Source organism: Paraburkholderia bryophila (genome assembly GCF_003269035.1).
Lineage (GTDB): Bacteria > Pseudomonadota > Gammaproteobacteria > Burkholderiales > Burkholderiaceae > Paraburkholderia > Paraburkholderia bryophila.
The window spans coordinates 491,208-511,563 of sequence record NZ_QLTK01000002.1; the positions used below are offsets into that span (position 1 = coordinate 491,208).

Below are 20,356 nucleotides of genomic sequence, written 5' to 3' on the forward strand. Positions count from 1 at the left end.
CAGCGAAGGGCGCGGGACCGATCAAGTCCAGCGCCCTTTTTATATCGAAGACAGGAGGAGAACTGAAATGAGCTATACGGCGCCCATCAAGGACATGCTGTTCGTGATGAAAGAACTGGCCGGTCTCGACGAAATCGCGACGCTGCCGGGCTTCGAAGACGCTAACTTCGATACGGCCCAGGCCGTGCTCGACGAGTCGGCGAAACTGTGCGGCGAAGTGTTGGCGCCGCTGAACGTCGAAGGCGATCGCAATCCGAGTAGCTGGAAAGACGGTGTGGTCACCGCGACGCCCGGCTTCAGGGACGCGTTCCGTCAGTTCAGCGAAGGCGGCTGGCAAGGCGTGCAGCATCCGGTGGATTACGAAGGCCAGGGCCTGCCGAAGCTGATCGCGACGCCGTGCGTCGAAATGCTCAACGCGTCGAACCTGTCGTTCGCACTGTGCCCGCTGCTGACCGACGGCGCGATCGAAGCGTTGCTCACCGCCGGCACCGAAGCGCAAAAACAAACCTACGTGCCCAAGCTGATTTCCGGTGAATGGACCGGCACCATGAACCTGACCGAGCCGCAAGCCGGCTCCGACCTGGCGCTCGTACGCACGCGCGCGGAGCCGCAGGGCGACGGCTCGTTCAAGCTGTTCGGCACGAAGATTTTCATCACGTGGGGCGAGCACGACATGGCGAAGAACATCGCCCATCTCGTGCTGGCGCGCACGCCGAATGCGCCGGAAGGCGTGAAGGGCATCTCGCTCTTCATCGTGCCGAAGTTTCTCGTCAATGAAGACGGTTTGCTCGGCGAGCGCAACGACGTGCATTGCGTGTCGATCGAACACAAGCTCGGCATCAAGGCGAGCCCGACCGCGGTGCTGCAATTCGGCGACCACGGCGGCGCGATCGGCCATCTGATCGGCGAAGAAAATCGCGGCCTCGAGTACATGTTCATCATGATGAACGCAGCGCGTTTCGCGGTCGGCATGCAGGGCGTGGGCGTGTCGGATCGCGCGTATCAGAAGGCGGTCGCGTATGCGAAAGATCGCGTGCAGAGCCGTCCTGTGGACGGCTCCGCGAAGCAGCCGGTCGCGATCATCCAGCATCCGGACGTGCGCCGCATGCTCGCGACGATGCGCGGTCTCACCGAAGCCTCGCGCGCGCTGGCTTATGTGGCGGCGGCGCATTGCGACATCGCGCATCGTCATCCTGACGAAACGAAGCGTGCCGAACACCAGGCGATCTACGAATTCCTCGTGCCGATCGTTAAGGGCTGGAGCACGGAGCTTTCCATCGACGTGACGAGCCTCGGCGTGCAGGTGCATGGCGGCATGGGCTTTATCGAGGAAACCGGCGCGGCGCAGTACTACCGCGACGCGCGCATTTTGCCGATCTACGAAGGCACGACCGCGATTCAGGCCAACGACCTGATCGGCCGCAAGACGCTGCGCGACGGCGGCAAGGTCGCGAAGTCGCTGCTCGCCGACGTGGCGCGCACGGTCGAAGCGCTCGGCGCGCAACAAGGTCCGGCGTTCGATTCGATGAAGAAGTATCTGGCGCAAGGCCACGACGCGCTGAGTTCGGCGGTGGACTACGTGCTGGCCAATACCAAGGGCGATCCGAACGCGGTGTTTGCCGGCAGCGTGCCGTATCTGAAACTCGCGGGTGTGGTGCTGGGCGGCTGGCAGATGGCGCGTGCGTTGCTGGCGGCCACGCAGAAGCGCGACGAAGATCCGGCGTTCCACGGCGCGAAGATCGCGACCGCGCAGTTCTATGCGGAGCATGTGTTGCCGCTGGCGTCGGCGTTCGAGGCGTCGATTGTCAGCGCGAAGGGCGGCGAGAGCGTGCTGGCTTTGTCGGACGATCAGTTTTGAGGTTGTTTCACCGCGTAACGCTCAACGTTTAAAGCGTCGGCATAAAAAAAGCGCCCCACGGGGCGCTTTTTTGCTCTCTCGCGACTCGCACGAACCTCGTACGTCGCGTCGTCAAACCTTAAGCATAAGCCGGCCGATGCGCACCGCTGCTTTCGCCGAGGTAACGATGCACCGACAGATCGTCCGCCTTGATGACGGGTTGCTTGCCCGACATCACATCGGCCAGCAACTGACCCGACCCGCACGACATGGTCCAGCCCAGTGTGCCGTGACCCGTGTTCAGGAACAGATTCGGCACGGGCGTGCGGCCGACGATCGGCGTGCCGTCCGGCGTCATGGGGCGCAGACCGGTCCAGAAGCTCGCCTTCGACGTGTCGCCGCCGCCCGGGAACAGATCGTTCACGCACAGTTCCAGCGTTTCACGGCGCGCCTGGCGCAGCGATTTGTCGAAACCGACAATCTCGGCCATCCCGCCGACGCGGATCCGGTCGTCGAAACGCGTGATCGCGATCTTGTAGGTTTCGTCGAGCACGGTGGAGATCGGCGCAGCCGCTTCGTTGACGATCGGCGCGGTGATCGAATAACCCTTGAGCGGATAGACCGGAATCTTCACGAGGCCGGACAGGAAATTGGTCGAGTACGACCCGAGCGCGACGACGAACGAATCCGCACGCACCAGTTCACTGCCGCACTGCACGCCGGCGATACGGTCGCCGGCCATGGCGAGTGCGTCGATCGGTGTGTTGTAGCGGAATTTGACGCCCAGTTGCTCGGCCAGCGCCGCGAGGCGTGTGGTGAACATCTGGCAGTCGCCGGTTTCGTCGCCCGGCAGGCGCAGGCCGCCGGTCAGTTTGTGCGACACCGCGGCGAGCGCCGGCTCGGCTTGGGCCAGTTCGGCCGCCGACAGCAGTTCATACGGCACGTTGGCTTCCTGCAGCACGGCGATGTCTTTCGCGGCGCCGTCGAATTGCTGCTGCGTGCGGAACACCTGCAGCGTGCCGCCGGTGCGGCCTTCGTACTGAATGCCGGTTTCGGCGCGCAGCGCCTGCAGGCAGTCGCGGCTGTACTCGGCGAGGCGGACCATGCGGCCTTTGTTCACCGCATAACGCGACGACGTGCAGTTCTGCAGCATCTGCCACATCCACTGCAACTGGAACTGCGTGCCGTCGAGACGGATTGCCAGCGGCGCGTGTTTCTGGAACATCCACTTGACGGCCTTCAGCGGCACGCCCGGCGCGGCCCACGGCGACGCGTAGCCCGGCGAGATCTGGCCGGCGTTGGCAAAGCTGGTTTCGAGCGCCGGGCCGGCCTCGCGATCGATCACGGTCACTTCGTGACCCGCGCGCGCCAGGTAATACGCGCTCGTCACCCCGACGACGCCACTGCCCAAAACGACGACTCGCATAACTGCTCCGACTGTTCAATAGAGGTTGGATGGGCGCCGCGTGCGTCGATTCGTTGGCATTCGTTTGATTCACGAGGTGCAGCGCGGATCGCCTAGTGTTAACCGCTATACTATTAACAGTCAGGCAGGTTTTGTTATTGTATTTTCAAGATTTTCAGCAAATACACCATGCGCACACAACGCCAACCGGTCCGGGCCCTCGACAAACTCGATCACAAGATCCTGCGCCTGCTGCAGCAGGACGGCCGGATGGCCATGAAGGACCTCGCCGAACAGGTCGGACTGTCGGTCACACCGTGCATCGAACGGGTCAAGCGGATGGAGCGCGACGGTGTGATTACCGGCTATCACGCGCGCGTGAACCCGGCTGAACTGGGCGCGGCGCTGCTGGTGTTCGTCGAGATCACGCTGGATCACAAAAGCGGCAACATGTTCGACCAGTTCCGCCGCGAGGTGCAGAAGATCCCCGAGGTGCTGGAGTGTCATCTGGTCTCCGGCGATTTCGACTATCTGATCAAGGCGCGCATCGGCGAGATGGCCGATTACCGGAAGTTGCTCGGGGACATCCTGTTGCAATTGCCCGGTGCGGTGCAGTCGAAGAGCTACGTGGTGATGGAAGAGATCAAGGAAACCTTGACGATCGCGGTGGGGGATTAGCGGATTGTCGGAGCCGGCGGTTAACGCGCTTTTATTACGGCTTGGCGGTACTCGACAAACGGCGTAAACACTGTATATTTGTACAGGTGTTTTGCGCCGTTTCTGTTTTGACCTGCCCCGCGTTCTCCGTGCTCTTCAGCCGTGACCTCATCCGATCCCGACTTCGACAGCATTCCCGAATTTCCCGTCGCCCCGCCGGCGCCCCGCAAGGGGCGCGGCGCGGTGACGAACCTGCAAGGCCGCTACGAAGTCGACCAGCGCGAAGCCGTGGACGACGGCTGGCGATCGGTTTCGGTCCCGGAAGACGACGATGGCGAGCCGAAGGTCTTGCGCACACAGGTCTTCGAGGAGCGGGCCAAGACCATCCTCACGCGCAATGCGTCGCCGGATATTCCGTTCAGCGTGTCGCTGAATCCGTATCGCGGTTGCGAGCATGGTTGCATCTATTGTTTTGCGCGGCCCACGCATAGTTATCTGGGCTTGTCGCCGGGACTCGATTTCGAAAGCCGGATCTACGCGAAGATCAACGCGCCGGCGTTGCTCGAGCGCGAACTGTCGAAGAAGTCTTACGTGCCGGAGCCGATCGCGCTCGGCGTGAATACGGACGCGTGGCAACCTGTCGAGCGTGATTTGCGCATTACGCGTCGGGTTGTCGAGGTGCTCAGCGAGCGCAACCATCCGTTCGCGGCGATCACCAAATCGTCGCTGATCGAACGCGATCTCGATCTGCTCGCGCCCATGGCGGCGCGCGGGCAATTCATGGCGGCCATTACCATCACCACGCTGGATCCGGAGATTGCGCGCACGCTCGAACCTCGCGCGGCCACGCCGTCACGGCGGCTGCGCGCCATCCGTACGTTGAGCGAGGCGGGCATTCCGGTTGGCGTGAGCATCGCGCCGGTCATTCCGTTCGTCACGGAACCGGACATGGAGCGCGTGCTGGAAGCGTGTGCGGAAGCCGGCGCGAGCAATGTAAGCTATATCGTGTTGCGTCTGCCGTGGGAGGTCGCGCCGCTATTCAAAGATTGGCTCGCGGCGCATTTCCCCGATCGCGCGGACCGGGTCATGAGCCGCGTGCGCGATATGCGCGGTGGCAAGGATTACGACGCGAATTTCGCCACCCGCATGAAAGGCGAGGGTCTGTGGGCGGACCTGCTCAGGCAGCGATTCCACAAGGCCGTGCGACGGCTGGGTCTGAATCGGCGCGATCGCGGCATTCTGGATATGTCGCACTTTCGGCCGGTCGCGCCGACGCGTGCCGAACCGCCGGCGCGCGAGAATCCTCAACTGGATCTTTTTTAGCGCGGGCGTGACCGAAGGGCGATTACTGCGACAGCGCCTTGGCCGCTTGCTCCTGACCTTCGAAATAGGTCTGGAATGAGATGGCGAGACCGGTCATCAGCAGGAAGGCGCCGATCAACAGCGAAAAGATCACGATAAAGATCACCGTCCAGCCGGAGCGGCTTTGGCGCTGGGTTTGCGCGTTGAATTGCGCGTCCCACTTTTCATCCGGGCGCAGGCCGTAGACGATCGCGGCGAGAAACGCCGAGAGCAGCGAAACGGCGCCGAAAAACGCCAGCGCCCAGCCGAGCATCGAGGCGCGCTCGCTGGCCACCACCAGCATGGCGCCCGGAATGCCGATCAGCGTGCCGATCAGATGTGCCCAGCCATAAATGTCGCGCGTGCCGTAAAGATAGAAGCGGTGAGCGCCGAGGCTGCCGAAGAAAAAGGCCAGCGCGGCAGTAATCGTCTTGGATCTGAAACGCGGTGAAGCCGAAGCAAGGGTGGACATGTAGGCGAGCTTAGAGTGGCGGGCGGTAGCGAGCGGTAGCAGGCGGTCGAAAGGTGCGGTGCGCCGAAGGACGCGGACCGACGCGCATTTTACGCTCGCGCGGCGGCGGCGGTCACGTTGCGGCTGTCGCGAGCGAGGTGGGCGCTCGCCAGCGCCGCATGCTTCAGGAGGCCGGCACCGAATAAGTCACGCGATAAACCGCGCCGGCGTAGTCGTCGCTGATCAGAAGCGAGCCGTCGGGCATCGGCAATACGTCGGCCGGGCGGCCCCACACCGCTTCGCCGGGTTGCAGCCAGCCCTTGGCGAAGACCTCCTGGCGAGCGTTGCGGCCGTCCGGGTCGGTGATCACCCGCACAACACGGTAACCGACCTTCTTGCTGCGATTCCACGAACCGTGCTCGGCGATGAAAATATTGTCCCGATACGCGGCGGGAAACATCGAACCGTTATAAAACCGCATGCCGAGCGAGGCGACATGAGCGCCCAGCTTGACCACTGGCGGCGTAAACGCGCTGCACGGGTGATCTTTGCCAAATTCCGGATCGGGCGTGTCGCCGCCGTGGCAGTAAGGAAAACCGAAGTCCATGCCGGCACGCGGCGCGCGGTTCAGCTTGTCGTCCGGCACGTCGTCGCCTAGCAGATCGCGGCCGTTGTCGGTGAACCACAGTTCATGCGTCGCCGGATGCCATGCAAATCCGACCGAGTTGCGGATGCCGCGCGCGACGACCTCGTAATGGCTGCCGTCCGGGTCCATGCGACCGATCAACCCATACCGGTCGCGATCTTTCAGGCAGACATTGCAGGGCGCGCCCTGCGGCACATACAGCTTGCCGTCCGGGCCGAACGCGATGAATTTCCAGCCGTGGTGCGTTTCGGTGGGCAGGGAGTCGGTGATCACGACCGGCTTGGGCGGATCGGTCAGATGGCTGTCAATCGCGTCGAAGCGCAAGATTTTCGACACGGCTGACACATACAGCGCACCGTCGCGCCATGCCACGCCCGCCGGCGTTTCCAGGCCCGAAGCGATCACATGCCGGGCCGTCACGTTGCCGTTCTGCAACTCGAGCGCGTAGACGTGGCCGTCGAGGCTGCCTATATAAAGAATGCCTTGCGGCGACAACGCCATGGCTCGCGCGCTCGGCACCGCGTCCGACAGCACCTCGATATGAAAGCCCGGCGGCAGTTTGATCCGCTCGACCGGCAACGCGGCGAAGGCGGCGAGGGCTTGCCCGACGAACAGCACGCTGGCAATGGCGTGCACGGTTTTTCGACGACGCGAGGTACGGGCCAACACGGTGAACCATGCGCGAGCGGCAAAAAATGCGCGCAAAAACGCAATCGGCAACAGGACTTTCACAGGCGCTCCGTCAAGTAGTTCGGGCGTTTCGGCGAGGTCCGAGGGCCGCTTCCGGAGGGGCGGCGCGGGCTCGTTGCTCAGTTTATCCCCGTAAGTGTTTGTTATGGCGTTGGTTTCCCGCTATAATCGCGTGTTTCAGTCGTTCCGAACCCCGGTTTTCAAGGATTCTAGTATGGTCATCATCCGCTTGGCTCGTGGCGGCTCCAAGAAGCGCCCGTTCTACAACATCGTCGCAACCGATTCGCGCAACCGTCGTGACGGCCGCTTCATCGAACGCGTTGGTTTCTACAACCCGGTCGCTACGAAGGGTGAGTCGCTGCGTATCGCTCAAGATCGCCTGACGTACTGGCAAGGTGTTGGCGCGCAACTGTCGCCGACCGTCGAGCGTCTCGTGAAAGAAGCGCAAAAGGCGCAGCCGGCTGCTTAATGGTAGCTAGCATGTGTATCGTCGTCGGTTCGGCCGGCGGCTCGCGCAGTCTGTGTGAGCAGTCCGATGCGCAAATTGTTTTGCTGAAACAGGCGTCGAAGTTAGCAGCGAGGTTCAATCATGTCTGAGCGTGATTCCGGCAGTTCAGGTCGCGCCAAGGCCACTTCGCGCGCGAAGACGTCTGATCAGGCGCCATTCGGTGCATTCGTCCGCAAGCCGGTCGAAAAAGCCGGAGGCAAGGCGAGAGCCGATGTTGTGCCCGTTGCTTCTGGTGCTGCAGAAATGCGCCCGGAAACGGCGGAAAGCTGGCCGGCCGATTTGGTCGAGGTCGGCAAAATCGTCGATGCTTACGGCCTCAAAGGCTGGGTCAAGGTAGCCGCTCACGCGGATGCCGGGCATGGCGGCGACGCGTTGCTGAGCGCGAAGCGCTGGTGGCTGATGCAAGGTCAGGAGCGCAAGTCGGCACCGTCGTTGCAGGCGAAAACGCACAGCGACAGTGTGGTTGCCCAACTGGGCGGCGTCGCTGATCGCGACGTGGCGCTGGCCATGCGCGGTACGCGTATTTATATCAGCCGCAGCGAATTTCCGGCTCTCGCAGCCGACGAATTCTACTGGGTCGACCTGCTCGGCCTGGATGTGGTGAACGTTGCCGGAGTCCACCTCGGCAAGGTTGCAGACATGATCGACAACGGTGCGCACTCGGTGTTGCGTATCGAATATCCGGCTACCGACAAAAGCGGCAAGCCGGTAACCGGCGAGCGTTTGATCCCGTTCGTCGGCGTCTTTGTCAAAACAGTGGACCAGACGGCAAAGCTGATTACCGTCGACTGGGAAGCTGATTACTAAATCATTCGCTGAACGGAGAGAGCGATGCAGTTCGATGTCGTCACGCTCTTTCCCGACATGTTTCGCGCGCTGACCGACTGGGGTATCACCAGCCGGGCGGCGAAGCAGGAGCGCTACGCGTTGCGTACGTGGAATCCGCGCGATTTCACGACCGACAACTACCGCACGATCGACGATCGCCCCTACGGCGGTGGACCCGGCATGGTTATGCTGGCCAAACCGCTCGAAGACGCGATCGGCGCGGCGAAAGCTGCGCAGTCGGAGCAGGGCATTAGCGCTCCGCGTGTCGTGATGATGTCACCGCAGGGCGCTACGCTGAATCACGACCGTGTCATGCAGTTTGCTGCCGAGCCCGGTCTGATCCTGTTGTGCGGGCGCTATGAGGCGATCGACCAGCGTTTGCTCGATCGTGTCGTCGACGAAGAAGTCAGCCTTGGCGATTTCGTGCTGTCGGGCGGTGAGTTACCCGCCATGGCGTTGATGGATGCCGTAGTGCGTCAGTTGCCCGGCGTGCTCAACGACTCGCAATCGGCGGTGCAGGACAGTTTCGTCGACGTGCTGCTGGATTGCCCGCATTACACGCGTCCCGAAGAATACGACGGCGTGCGTGTACCCGATGTGCTGCTCGGCGGCCATCATGCGGAAATCGCGGTGTGGCGTCGGCGCGAAGCATTGCGCAACACGCGGAACAAGCGGCCCGATCTGATCGTGAAGGCCAGAAAGAACAAGATGTTGAGCCGTGCCGACGAGGCATGGCTGACGAGTCTCGCGAAAGAAGAGTCGAAGGCGTAAAGCTCTCGGTCTTTCGAGCGGACACCAGGCGGCGCCGCACATGCGTGTACGGCGCCAGATGTGAACCCATCCTCTATCGGGGCCGTAGCGGAGCGTAACAAGGCGACTTGGCGCGAAGCAGGTACGAACGCCGACAAGATGGATCTAGGAGTCAGTAATGAATCTGATTGCAATTCTCGAGCAGGAAGAAATTGGCCGCGCCCTCGGCGAAAAGACTATCCCCGCATTCGCCCCCGGCGACACGGTGATCGTCAGCGTGAACGTGGTTGAAGGTACGCGTAAGCGTGTTCAGGCTTACGAAGGCGTCGTGATCGCCAAGCGTAACCGTGGTCTGAATTCGTCGTTCATCGTCCGTAAGATTTCGTCGGGCGAAGGCGTTGAGCGTACGTTCCAGACGTACTCGCCGCTGCTGGCAAGCATCGTCGTGAAGCGTCGTGGCGACGTGCGTCGCGCGAAGCTGTACTACCTGCGCGACCGTTCGGGCAAGTCGGCCCGGATCAAGGAAAAGCTGGTCTCGAAAGACCGCGCTGCTTCCCAAGCGTAAATGCTGTAAGAAAAAGCACCCCTCGCGGGTGCTTTTTTGTTTGCCAGGTCAAAATAGCGGCACGTCCCCTTCCGCTTATTCGAGAGACCCGTTGATCCGCCCCGTCTTTGAGCCCGAAACACTGCCTGTCGTCGCGACGGGCGCCGATCTGCCGCCGGTGGCCGGCGGGCGTCTCACGCCCGATGGCTTGCGCGCACGGTTCGAGCAGCGTCTTTCGTGGGCGCCTGAGCCGATCATCGAAGCGCCCTGGCGCGATACTCACGTCGATCCGCGGGTTGCCGCGGTACTGGTGCCGCTGGTGGTTCGCGAGCACGGCCTCACCGTGCTGTTGACCCAACGTGCCGACCATCTGAACGACCACGCCGGCCAGGTGAGTTTCCCGGGCGGCCGTCACGAACCTTTCGATGCCGACGCCACCGCCACCGCGCTGCGTGAAGCGCAGGAAGAGGTGAGCCTTGCGCCCTCGCGTGTCGAAATTCTCGGTGCGTTGCCCGACTATCTGACGGGCACCGGCTTTCGCGTCACACCTGTCATCGGTCTGGTGCATCCGCCGTTCGCGTTGAAAGCGGATGCGCTCGAAGTCGCCGAAGTCTTCGAGGTGCCGCTCGCCTTTCTGATGGACCCCGCCAATCACGAAGAGCGCATTTTTCGCTACGAAGGCGGCGAACGCCGCTTTTTCGCGATGCCGTATCCACGAGCGGCGGCGTCGACGGAGACAGAGGCTGGTGACGAGAGCGGCAATCCGGTCGGCGGCCACCATTTCATCTGGGGCGCGACGGCGGCCATGCTGCGCAATTTTTATCGCTTTCTTGCGGCTTGAATCGCCGCGGGTTGTGCACTTGTTGGGTGTTTGTCAACGTCCTCGCTCAGTGGCATCCGACCCTGTGCTATCGTTATAAAACAATCGTAAAAACTCGAAAAGCACGGCGCATCGCATGACTTTTTTCTCCGTATTGCTGGCTCTGATCATTGAACAGGTGCGCGCGCTGTCGCCGAACAATCCGGTGTCCGCGCTGCTTCAATACCATGCGGAGTCGGCGGCGCACGGATTCGATGCCGGCAAGCCCAAGCACGGTTTGCTCGCCTGGCTCGTGGTGGTGGTGCCGTGGACGCTGGCCGTCGCGCTCGTCTACTACGTGCTTTATCACATTCACTTTGCGCTCGCGTTCCTGTGGAACGTCGCGGTGCTGTACTTCACGCTCGGTTTCCGGCAGTTCAGCCATTACTTCACGGACATCCACCTCGCGTTGAATAACGACGACGTGCCGCGCGCGCGTGAAATCCTCAATGAGTGGACCGGGCTGGATACCGTGGACATGCCCGTCAGCGAAATCGTGCGTCACACGCTGATTCACGCGGTGGTGGCGTCACATCGTCACGTGTTCGGGGTGTTTTTCTGGTTCCTGATTCCGGTCGGCCCGGCGGGCGCGGTGCTCTATCGCATCGCCGAATATCTGGCGCGCACATGGGCGCGGCCGGTCGACGATCGGACCGTCGCGTTTTCGAGCTTCGCGCAGCGCGCGTTTTTCGTGATCGACTGGGTGCCGGCACGGCTGACGTCGCTGGGCTTTGCGATTGTCGGCAATTTCGAAGACGCAATCTATGCATGGCGCAACCATGCACGTCAGTGGCCGGATGCTAACGACGGCGTGTTGCTCGCGGCAGGCAGCGGTGCGTTGGGCGCGCGCTTGAGCGGGCCGTTGGCGGAGCCATCCAGTCTCGACGCGCTGACCACCGGCGACGGCGGTCCGATGCAGGTCGGTGACGACTGCACGCCGCGCACGTTGCAATCGGCGGTGGGGCTGGTGTGGCGTGCGGTGGTGCTGTGGATGATTTTACTGTTGATGCTGACGATCGCGGTGTGGGTGGCTTAAAAGACGCAACCACGGTCGGTCGTGCAAGATAAAAAAACCGGGCAAATGTGCCCGGTTTTTTTATGCCTTCATTCATGCCTTCACCCATCCAACGGATTCCGCGCCGTCCCGCACTGCCAGCACACCGTAAACTGTGCCTCGAGCGTCTCACCGCACGCATGGCATCGCCACGTAGGCGCCCCCGCCGTCGGCCCCTGCAACGCCGCCTCGATCAACCTCCGCGCCATCGCCTCGTCGCGGTCATCCACGAGCCACAGTTCCGGCGCGCACTGATCCGCCGGAATATCCCCGAGCGCGCCGTTCAGATACCGGTTGTGCAGCTCGCAACGAATACCCGCTGTCTCGAGCAGATTCACCCAATGCTGCCCGATGATCAGATTCGGCGCGCGCATCAGCCTCATGTCAGCGCACGATCTGGCTGGCTTCGTGCACGAGTTGCGCGTACAGCGCATGCCGTTCACGACGGATGCTGCCGTCCGCGACCGCTTCGAGAATCGCGCAGCCCGGTTCCTGCAAGTGATGGCAGTTATAGAACCGGCAGTTCGCCAGCAGCGGCCTGAATTCGGGGAACGCGCGTTCGAGCCGGCCTTCGGTCAGATGATGCAAACCGAATTCCTGAAAGCCCGGCGAGTCGATCAACACACCGCGCTTGCCGCTGCCATCGAGATCCGGCAACGGATAAAGCCGCGTGAAGGTCGTGGTATGACGCCCGCTGTTCAACGCGGTCGAGATTTCGCGCGTGGCGACTTCGGCATCCGGAATCAGCAGATTCACCAGCGTGGATTTGCCCATGCCGGACTGGCCGAGCAGCAAGGTGGAATGCCCCTGCAGATGTTCGGTCAAGATAGCGAGGGCCGCCTCGGGCTGCGTGCGGATCGAGACTTCCACGACCGTGTAGTCGAGCGCCCGATACGATTCGAGCCGCTTGCGCGCGCCTTCGAGTTCGGCGGTCACGTCGGTCTTGTTCAGCACGATCAGCGGCTTCAACTCGTTCGCTTCGGCCGCGACCAGCGCGCGCCCCAGCAGGTCTTCGCTGAAGCGCGGCTCAGTGGCGAGCACGATCAGCAACTGATCGAGGTTCGCGGCAAACAGTTTCGACTTGTACTGATCCGAACGATACAGCAGATTGCGCCGCTCGCCGATCTCGACGATCACGCCCTGGTCGGCCGAGGTCATTTCATAAATCACGCGATCGCCCACCGCGACTTCGCTGCGCTTGCCGCGCGGGAAGCACTGGAGCATCGGGCTGCCGTCTTCCGGCGCAACCAGGTAGTGACGGCCATGCGCGGCGATCACGAGGCCGCCTACGCGCGCGGCGGACGGGGCTTGCTTCGCCTTCGGGGAGCGGCCGCTCATGCGTGACGCAACAGTCGGTCGATCCGCTGCGACGCCGGCGGATGCGAGTAATAGAACGCGGTGTAGAGCGGATCGGGCGTCAACGTCGACGCGTTGTCCTCATACAGCTTGACGAGCGCGTTGACGAGATCTTGCGCATCGGTTTGGGTCGCGGCGAACGCGTCCGCTTCGAACTCGTGCTTGCGCGAGCTGAGGCTGCCGAGCGGCGTGACGAAGAACAGGAACACCGGCAGCGCGAGGAAGAACAGCACCAGCGCCAGACCGCTGTTGCCGCCGATCAGCGACGGCCGCACCCCCAGGCCTTCGTAGAACCACACGCATTGCGTGAGCCAGCCGAGCAGGGCGAGCATCGCGAGACTGATCGCGAACGTGACGAGCATCCGCTTGATCACGTGACGGCGCTTGAAGTGGCCGAGTTCGTGCGCGAGCACGGCTTCGATCTCATTGCCCGACAGGCGCGCGAGCAGCGTGTCGAAGAATACGATCCGCTTGGCCGCGCCGAAGCCGGTGAAGTAGGCATTGCCGTGCGCGGAGCGGCGGCTGCCGTCCATCACGAACAGGCCCTTGGCGGCGAAACCGCAGCGTTGCATCAGCGCTTCGATCCGGCTTTTCAGCGCTTCGTCCTTGAGCGGCTCGAACTTGTTGAAGAGCGGCGCGATAAACGACGGATACAACACCAGCACGAGCATCTGGAACGCCACCCAGACGACCCAGGTCCACAGCCACCAGAGGCTGCCGGCCTGGTTCATCAGCCACAGCACGACGAACAGCAGCGGCAGGCCGAACGCGGCGCCGAGCAGCACGCCCTTCAAACGGTCGACGAAGAAAATGCCCTTGCTCATCCGGTTGAAGCCGAAGCGCTGCTCGACCACGAACTGACGGTAGTAGTCGAACGGCAGATCGATCACGCTGGTGATCGCGATCACCGCCGCGACCAGCGCGATCTGCCCAACATAACCGCGACCCAGCCAGTCGGAGATCGCCAGATCGAGCGTCTGCACGCCGCCCAGCAGCGTCAGGCCGACCAGCACGGCGGCGCTGACGACGATCTCGATCATGGCGAGGCGAGTGCGCTCGACGGTGTAGTCGGCGGCGCGCTGATGCGCGGTGAGCGCGATGGTGCCGGCAAACTGGCTCGGCACCTGCTCGCGATGACCGGCGACGAAGCGGATCTGCCGCGACGCGAGCCACAGTTTGGTGCCGACCATCGCCACGACGGCGATGACGAACAGAACGGTGAAGTACAGGGTAGGCATCCGGGGATTCCGTGGTATCTATGCGAGAATTATATGTTTCTTCCCGCCTCGCGGCGGGGGATAAGGCCGATCCGGGCCAAACGCTTCAATTCAATCTCAAACGAACATTCGCCGTGGCAGGCGCGCGAGTAGTACGCGGTCTTCTGCCTGGCCATCAAGGTTGCCCTTCATGACTGACATCCTCGCATCCACCGACCAGCCGCTCGTACGTAGCGACATGAATCTCGTCTGGCTGGACATGGAAATGACCGGACTCGAGCCCGATTCCGACCGCATCATCGAAATCGCGGTCGTGGTGACGAATTCGACGCTCGACCGCCTGGTCGAAGGTCCGGTGCTGGCGATTCATCAGAGCGACGAGACGCTCGCCAAAATGGATCAGTGGAATCAGAACACGCACGGCCGCTCGGGGTTGATCGACCGCGTGAAGGCTTCCATGGTCAGCGAAGCCGACGCCACCGAACAGATTCGCGAGTTCCTGGGCGCGTACGTGCCGCCGGGCAAATCGCCGATGTGCGGCAACTCGATCTGCCAGGATCGCCGCTTCATGGCGCGCTGGATGCCGGATCTGGAGCGCTTCTTCCATTACCGCAACCTCGACGTCAGCACGCTGAAGGAACTGTGCCGCCGCTGGCAGCCGGCTATCTACAAAGGTTTCCAGAAGCGCGCCATGCACACGGCGCTGGCCGATATTCACGAGTCGATCGACGAGCTGAAGTACTACCGCGAGCACTTCCTGATCCCGGCGTCGGCGGATGCGGCGGGCACCGCGGAATAACGGGTGGATTGTTCGCTGTGCCGCTTCAGTTGGGAAGCGGCGCGGTTCGTTGCGCCGCATCTGACCGGCGCCGGCTAGACCTGCGTGATGATGCGCAGGCTCGGGCCTGACTACACGAAACTCGGCCCGCGGCTGACGCCCAATCCAGGCCCGAGGCTATCGCTAACCCTGCTTCGCCGCCCGTTGGGCGTTCTTCGGCCGGAACGCCTTCACCACGTCGGAACGGGTTTCCACATACGGACCGCCGATCAGATCGATGCAATACGGCACCGCGGCGAAAATGCCCGGCACCTTCACCGTACCGTCCGCGCCGCCATCGCGCAAACCTTCCAGTGTTTCCTTGATCGACTTCGGCTGACCCGGCAGATTGATGATCAGGGCCGCGTGCTCCGCCGTTTCGCGGATCACCGCCACCTGGCGCGACAGAATCGCTGTCGGCACGAAATTCAGACTGATCTGCCGCATCTGCTCGCCGAAACCCGGCATTTCCTTCGTGGCGACCGCGAGGGTCGCTTCCGGCGTCACGTCGCGGCGCGACGGGCCGGTGCCGCCGGTGGTCAGCACCAGATCGCAGCCCACTTCGTCCACCAGTTCGGTCAGCGTGGCTGAAATGGTGGCCGCGTCGTCCTGAATCAGACGCGTGACGATCTGCCACGGCGAACTCAGCGCCGCGCCGAGCCATTCCTGCAGCGCCGGAATACCTTTGTCCTCGTACACGCCGGTGGACGCGCGGTCGCTGATCGACACGAGGCCGATCACGATCTCGTCCGGATGCTGCCGCTGCGCCCGTACTACTTGTTCCCGCTGGTCCGAGCGATTACTCGTCGTGGTCGTCATCGTCGTCTTCCAAGGCGTCGTCGGCGTCGGAATCGGTCGCGGCGGACGGGCCGTCGGCGTTCTTGATCCATTGGAACAGCTCGCGGAAGTAGCGCGGCGGCTTGCTCAGTTGCGCTTCCTTGCGGGCATTGCGGATCAGCGTGCGGCCTTGCTGCGGATCGGCGTTCGGGTGCTGGCGGATGAACTCGGTCAGCGCGGCGTCGTCGGCGAGCAGTTTTTCGCGGGTGCGTTCGATCCAGTGGAGTTTGGCCGTTTCCGCCTTGTTGACGCCGTTGTAGGTGTCGAGCGCGGTGCGCAGCGCGGCGGTTTCGTCGTCCAGCAGCGAGCGCATCACGCGCCCGACGTACTGCACCTGGCGGCGCTTGCCCTCGTGATCGGTGATGCGGCGCGCTTCGCGCACGGCGTCGTCGAGCTTTTCGGGCATCGGCATGCGCTTGAGCGCGTCTTTCGGCAAGGCGATCAGCGCCATGCCCAGTTCCTGCAGCTCATGCATGTCGCGCTTGAGCTGGGACTTGCTGGGACGGTCGTAACCGTTCTCGTCGATTTCCGGCTCGGCGGATTCGATGGGTTGAATGCGGGTTTTGCGTGTCATACCGATATTGTAGCGTGCCGCGCCCGTCGAACCGGCCGTCCCGGCGCGCGCGAGCCTTCGCGCCGCGCTTGCCACGCCGGATTGCACATGACCTCGACGGTACGCTTTTGCACGGTTGCGCGCCCGCCAAAGCATCGTCGAAGGGACGCCCAGCGAAGTCCAGGTACGGCGGCGCGGACCTTGCTATGATCGCGGGATGCGTTGAGACGCAAATGCAGACACAGAGATAGACACAGACGCAGACGCGCATGCGTGGCAGGTACGAACACACAGGGCCGCTCGGCCCCGAACAGGACGGCAACGACAATGGCAGCAGACATGGACGTCAAGCAGCGCTTTTTTCCGCATACCCAGGATGAACTGAAGGAAATCGCCTCGGACATCCTTCGTCACGCGAAGTCGCTCGGCGGTACCGACGCGGCAACCGAGATTTCCGAAGGGGACGGCCTGTCCGTCTCCGTCCGGCGCGGCGAAGTCGAGACGATCGAGCATAACCGCGACAAGATGGTCGGCGTGACGGTGTTCATCGGCAACAAGCGCGGCAACGCGAGCACCTCGGACTTCTCGTCGCAGGCGCTGAAGGACACGGTTGCGGCGGCGTACAACATCGCGCGCTTCACGGCGGAAGACGACTGCGCCGGCCTCGCCGAAGCGGAGCTGCTCGAAACCGCGCCGCGCGATCTCGATCTGTATCACCCGTGGAATCTGAGCGCGGACGAAGCCGTGGAAATCGCCCGTCGTTCGGAAGACGCCGCCTTCGCGACCGATCCGCAGATCAAGAACTCGGAAGGCGCGAGCGTCTCCGCGCAGCACTCGCAATTCGTGCTCGCCACGTCGCGCGGCTTCCTCGCCGGCTATCCGTTCTCGCGTCACTACGTGGCGTGCGCGCCGATCGCCGGCAGCGGCCGCAACATGCAGCGCGACGACTGGTACACGTCGACCCGCAACGCGGGCGATCTGGCCGATCCGGAAGCCGTGGGCCGTTACGCGGCGCAACGCGCGCTGTCGCGCATCGGCGCGCGCAGCCTCGACACGCGCAAGGTGCCGGTGCTGTTCGAAGCGCCGCTCGCTGCCGGTATTCTCGGCGCATTCGTGCAGGCCACCAGCGGCGGCGCGCTGTATCGCAAGACGTCGTTCCTCGTCGACAGCCTCGGCAAGCCGGTATTCGCGCCGCACGTGCAGGTGGTCGAAGATCCGCACGTGGCTCGCGCCATGGGCAGCGCGCCGTTCGACGAAGAAGGCGTGCGCACCAAACAGCGCTCGGTCGTGAAAGACGGCGTGGTGGAAGGCTATTTCCTCTCCACCTACTCGGCGCGCAAGCTCGGTATGCAAACCACCGGCAATGCGGGCGGCTCGCACAACCTGTCGCTGAAGAGCTCCAACACGCGTCCGGAAGACGATTTCGAAGCCATGCTGAAGAAGCTCGGCACCGGCTTGCTGCTGACCGAGCTGATGGGGCAGGGCGTGAACTACGTGACCGGCGACTACTCGCGCGGCGCGTCGGGCTTCTGGGTCGAGAATGGCAAGATCCAGTATCCGGTCGAGGAAATCACGGTGGCGAGCACGCTGCAGGAGATGTTCCACCATATCGTTGCGATCGGCGCGGATACGATCACGCGCGGCACCAAGCAGACGGGCTCGGTGCTGATCGAGCGGATGACGATCGCCGGGCAGTAAGGGGGTTGCAGCTGCGGGTTGTCGCTGCGCGTTGAGGCGCGCAGCCGCGTCAACGCACAACCCTCAGGTCGCTTCGCGCAGAAACAGAAACGCCACGCAAATTCATGCGTGGCGTTTTTTTATGCGAATGCGTTTGCGTCCAGCCGTAGCGCCCTCAGGCGCCCGTGCGCTTATAAGTCACGAACGCGTAATCGAAGTCATTCGGTGCATCCGCGCGATGCGTTTCATGCGCGACTTCTTCCCACTCGCTGTCGTCGAGCTCGGGGAAGGTGGCATCGCCTTCGAAGTCGGCGGAAATCTCGGTGATGATCAGCTTGTCCGCCTGCCGCAAGCCTTCTGCATACAACTGCGCGCCGCCGATCAGAAACGCTTCCGGCGCCTGATCCTGGGCGGCGAGTTCCAGCGCCTGTTCGAGGGTCGTGGCGGCGTCGCAGCCCTGAAAGCGGCGCGTCGCGTCCCGAGTCACGACGATGTTACGGCGTCCCGGCAGCGGCCGGCCGATCGATTCATGCGTTTTACGGCCCATGATGATGGGCGCGCCCATGGTGGTGCGCTTGAAGAACGCGAGGTCTTCGGGAAGTCGCCAGGGCAACTGGTTGTCGCGGCCGATCACGCCGTTATTGGCGCGAGCGACGATCAGGGTGAGCGTCGTCATCGAATGGAAAGGGGAACGTAACCGGGACGATTCTACCTGACGCGCGCAAGCGGGCCCACGGGGGTGGACCCGCCCCTCGTTCAGCGTGTCGCTCACTCCTGCGCGGCGTCTTCGCCCGCGAGCACGGCTTTGTCTTCGACGGCGCTCAAGTCGCGCAAGCCATGCAGTCCCATCAGCCGGTACAGCGTGACGCGCGAAATATTCAGATCCACCGCCGCCTCGTTCAGGCGATGCCGATGGCGCAGCAACGCCGCTTCGATCGCGCGCTTCTCGGCGGCCTCGCGCGCTTGCGATAGCGTCATGGTCTGCTGTTCGGTGAAGTCGCCGAGATCGAGGTCGTCGGCGGAAATCAGCTTGTTCTCCGCCATCACGATCGCGCGGCGCACCCGGTTGATCAACTCCCGGACGTTGCCCGGCCAGGTGTAGTTGTACAGCGCCTCGATCGCCGACGGCGTGAAGCCGCGAATCTTGCGCGCGCTGTCGGTCTTGAACTTGTGCAGAATGTGCTGCGCGAGAATTTCGATGTCCTTGCCGCGCGCGCGCAACGGCGGTTCGTCTACCCGCAGCACACAGAGCCGATGAAACAGGTCGGCGCGGAAACGCCCTTCGCGCATCGCGTCGTCGAGATCGACGTGAGTCGCGGAAATGATCCGCACGTCGATCGGAATCGATTCGCGGCCACCGAGCCGTTCGATCTTGCCCTCCTGAAGAAAGCGCAACAGGCTCGCCTGACTTTCGAGCGGCAGGTCGCCGATTTCGTCGAGCAGCAGGGTGCCGCCGTCGGCCGCTTCGACCCGGCCGATCTTGCGCTGGTTCGCGCCGGTGAACGCACCGCGTTCGTAGCCGAACAGTTCCGACTGCAGCAGGTGGTGCGGAATCGCGCCGCAATTGATCGCGATGAACGGTGCCTTGCGGCGCGGCGAGCGCTCGTGAATCGCCAGTGCGGTGAGCTCCTTGCCGGTGCCCGACTCGCCGGAGATGAACACGCTCGCGTCGGTATTCGCGACCTTGCGGATGGTGCGAAACAGTTGCTGCATCGCTTCGCAGGTGCCGACCATTTCCTCGTCGCCCGATTCGCTGCTGGGCGGCGGGACTTCCGGTTCGCACAGCGTCACCATGCCGAACGCGTGGCTGACCAGATAATCGACCGAGGCGTTCGCCACCGGCATTTTCACGTAGTCGAAACAGTAGTGGCGCACGAGCCGGCGCACGACCGGATCGTTCAGGCGCTCGTGCGTGGCGAGCGCGATCCAGCCGACCTGTTGCTGCCGCAGACTGGCTTCGAGTCCGGCCAGATCGCGCGGCGGAAAGCTTGCCAGATCGACGATGCCGGCGCACGCCACGTCGGGCTTCACCAGCTTGCCGAGTTCATGCGCGGAGCGTGCCGCCGCGACGTTCCAGCCACGGCTTTTCAGGTGCGCGATCAAGGTATCGTCCAACGTGCGTGCCACATAGAGCAGCAGACGCTCGCTCCGTATGTGCGTCACCGCCGCCGCGCCGCCATGCGTGGCTACCGCCGGCGGCACATGCGGCGGGGTGTCCACGGCGCGGCCCACGGCACTCTTTTGCGGCAGGGCGAGGGTGAGATGCGAAACCGCTCCCGCCACCGGAGCAACACTGGTCAGATGAGGTGATTCACGCACGTTCGACCTC

The 20,356-nt window shown here is 63.2% G+C and carries 21 protein-coding genes; 11 read left to right on the plus strand and 10 right to left on the minus strand.

Going from position 1 to position 20,356, the window contains the following annotated elements:
* The first annotated feature begins 67 nt into the window (after window positions 1-67).
* A complete protein-coding gene (locus BX591_RS05765) occupies window positions 68-1,858 on the plus strand; it encodes an acyl-CoA dehydrogenase (RefSeq protein WP_111929727.1) in 1,791 nt (596 codons plus the stop codon).
* A gap of 118 nt (window positions 1,859-1,976) precedes the next feature.
* Here BX591_RS05765 and BX591_RS05770 read toward each other — a convergent pair whose 3' ends face one another.
* Window positions 1,977-3,263, minus strand: a complete 1,287-nt coding sequence (locus BX591_RS05770) for a D-amino acid dehydrogenase (protein WP_111929728.1) — start codon at window positions 3,261-3,263, stop codon at window positions 1,977-1,979.
* Window positions 3,264-3,431: 168 nt separating this feature from the next.
* Here BX591_RS05770 and BX591_RS05775 point away from each other — a divergent pair, with 168 nt between their 5' ends.
* Window positions 3,432-3,920, plus strand: a complete 489-nt coding sequence (locus tag BX591_RS05775) for an Lrp/AsnC ligand binding domain-containing protein (RefSeq protein ID WP_007180908.1) — start codon at window positions 3,432-3,434, stop codon at window positions 3,918-3,920.
* A gap of 141 nt (window positions 3,921-4,061) precedes the next feature.
* Window positions 4,062-5,222 (plus strand): PA0069 family radical SAM protein, encoded by a 1,161-nt coding sequence (locus tag BX591_RS05780; protein ID WP_111929729.1) that lies wholly within the window; start codon window positions 4,062-4,064, stop codon window positions 5,220-5,222.
* Window positions 5,223-5,244: 22 nt separating this feature from the next.
* Here BX591_RS05780 and BX591_RS05785 read toward each other — a convergent pair whose 3' ends face one another.
* Window positions 5,245-5,712 (minus strand): NINE protein, encoded by a 468-nt coding sequence (locus tag BX591_RS05785; RefSeq protein ID WP_111929730.1) that lies wholly within the window; start codon window positions 5,710-5,712, stop codon window positions 5,245-5,247.
* A 163-nt stretch (window positions 5,713-5,875) separates the two neighbouring features.
* Complete coding sequence (locus BX591_RS05790) at window positions 5,876-7,069, minus strand: PQQ-dependent sugar dehydrogenase (protein WP_111929731.1); 1,194 nt, start codon at window positions 7,067-7,069, stop codon at window positions 5,876-5,878.
* A 172-nt stretch (window positions 7,070-7,241) separates the two neighbouring features.
* Between BX591_RS05790 and rpsP the strand changes: the two genes are divergently transcribed.
* The 6 genes from rpsP (at window position 7,242) to BX591_RS05820 (ending at window position 11,552) form a co-directional block, all read left to right on the plus strand.
* Window positions 7,242-7,496 (plus strand): 30S ribosomal protein S16, encoded by a 255-nt coding sequence (gene rpsP, locus BX591_RS05795; RefSeq protein WP_006050280.1) that lies wholly within the window; start codon window positions 7,242-7,244, stop codon window positions 7,494-7,496.
* A gap of 120 nt (window positions 7,497-7,616) precedes the next feature.
* Window positions 7,617-8,342, plus strand: a complete 726-nt coding sequence (rimM, locus tag BX591_RS05800; protein ID WP_111929732.1) for a ribosome maturation factor RimM — start codon at window positions 7,617-7,619, stop codon at window positions 8,340-8,342.
* A 24-nt stretch (window positions 8,343-8,366) separates the two neighbouring features.
* On the plus strand, window positions 8,367-9,134 hold the full coding sequence (gene trmD, locus BX591_RS05805) for a tRNA (guanosine(37)-N1)-methyltransferase TrmD (RefSeq protein ID WP_111929733.1): 768 nt from the start codon (window positions 8,367-8,369) through the stop codon (window positions 9,132-9,134).
* Between the two features lie 157 nt (window positions 9,135-9,291).
* Window positions 9,292-9,678, plus strand: a complete 387-nt coding sequence (gene rplS, locus BX591_RS05810; protein WP_035547504.1) for a 50S ribosomal protein L19 — start codon at window positions 9,292-9,294, stop codon at window positions 9,676-9,678.
* A gap of 91 nt (window positions 9,679-9,769) precedes the next feature.
* On the plus strand, window positions 9,770-10,498 hold the full coding sequence (locus BX591_RS05815; RefSeq protein WP_111929734.1) for a CoA pyrophosphatase: 729 nt from the start codon (window positions 9,770-9,772) through the stop codon (window positions 10,496-10,498).
* 115 nt (window positions 10,499-10,613) lie between these two features.
* On the plus strand, window positions 10,614-11,552 hold the full coding sequence (locus BX591_RS05820) for a CobD/CbiB family protein (RefSeq protein ID WP_105507915.1): 939 nt from the start codon (window positions 10,614-10,616) through the stop codon (window positions 11,550-11,552).
* 80 nt (window positions 11,553-11,632) lie between these two features.
* Here the strand turns inward: BX591_RS05820 and BX591_RS05825 are convergent, their stop codons facing one another.
* Genes BX591_RS05825 through BX591_RS05835 form a run of 3 tightly spaced genes read right to left on the minus strand, consistent with a single transcriptional unit; the run spans window position 11,633 to window position 14,164 of the window.
* Window positions 11,633-11,953, minus strand: a complete 321-nt coding sequence (locus tag BX591_RS05825) for a putative signal transducing protein (protein ID WP_111929735.1) — start codon at window positions 11,951-11,953, stop codon at window positions 11,633-11,635.
* 1 nt (window position 11,954) lies between these two features.
* Window positions 11,955-12,908: a ribosome small subunit-dependent GTPase A gene (gene rsgA / locus BX591_RS05830; protein WP_111929736.1), complete on the minus strand. Its 954-nt coding sequence runs from the start codon at window positions 12,906-12,908 to the stop codon at window positions 11,955-11,957.
* On the minus strand, window positions 12,905-14,164 hold the full coding sequence (locus BX591_RS05835) for a M48 family metallopeptidase (RefSeq protein ID WP_111929737.1): 1,260 nt from the start codon (window positions 14,162-14,164) through the stop codon (window positions 12,905-12,907). The genes rsgA and BX591_RS05835 overlap by 4 nt, the downstream gene beginning before the upstream one ends.
* 169 nt (window positions 14,165-14,333) lie before the next feature.
* Here BX591_RS05835 and orn point away from each other — a divergent pair, with 169 nt between their 5' ends.
* Window positions 14,334-14,942 carry an oligoribonuclease gene (gene orn, locus BX591_RS05840; RefSeq protein ID WP_111929738.1) on the plus strand — a complete coding sequence of 203 codons (609 nt, stop codon included), beginning with the start codon at window positions 14,334-14,336 and terminating at the stop codon, window positions 14,940-14,942.
* 162 nt (window positions 14,943-15,104) lie between these two features.
* Here orn and mog read toward each other — a convergent pair whose 3' ends face one another.
* Both mog and yjgA read right to left on the minus strand, forming a co-directional pair.
* Window positions 15,105-15,779: a molybdopterin adenylyltransferase gene (gene mog, locus BX591_RS05845; RefSeq protein ID WP_111929739.1), complete on the minus strand. Its 675-nt coding sequence runs from the start codon at window positions 15,777-15,779 to the stop codon at window positions 15,105-15,107.
* Complete coding sequence (gene yjgA, locus BX591_RS05850) at window positions 15,760-16,371, minus strand: ribosome biogenesis factor YjgA (RefSeq protein WP_111929918.1); 612 nt, start codon at window positions 16,369-16,371, stop codon at window positions 15,760-15,762. The genes mog and yjgA overlap by 20 nt, the downstream gene beginning before the upstream one ends.
* A 306-nt stretch (window positions 16,372-16,677) precedes the next feature.
* Between yjgA and pmbA the strand changes: the two genes are divergently transcribed.
* On the plus strand, window positions 16,678-18,048 hold the full coding sequence (gene pmbA / locus BX591_RS05855) for a metalloprotease PmbA (protein ID WP_035547483.1): 1,371 nt from the start codon (window positions 16,678-16,680) through the stop codon (window positions 18,046-18,048).
* Between the two features lie 154 nt (window positions 18,049-18,202).
* On the opposite strand, the gene BX591_RS05860 is transcribed toward pmbA, so the two are convergent.
* Together BX591_RS05860 and BX591_RS05865 are read right to left on the minus strand one after the other, a co-directional pair.
* Window positions 18,203-18,703 (minus strand): dihydrofolate reductase, encoded by a 501-nt coding sequence (locus BX591_RS05860; protein ID WP_111929740.1) that lies wholly within the window; start codon window positions 18,701-18,703, stop codon window positions 18,203-18,205.
* Between the two features lie 92 nt (window positions 18,704-18,795).
* Entirely contained in the window at window positions 18,796-20,346 is a 1,551-nt protein-coding gene (locus BX591_RS05865; RefSeq protein WP_111929741.1) for a sigma-54 dependent transcriptional regulator, read from the minus strand.
* Window positions 20,347-20,356: the final 10 nt, after the last annotated feature.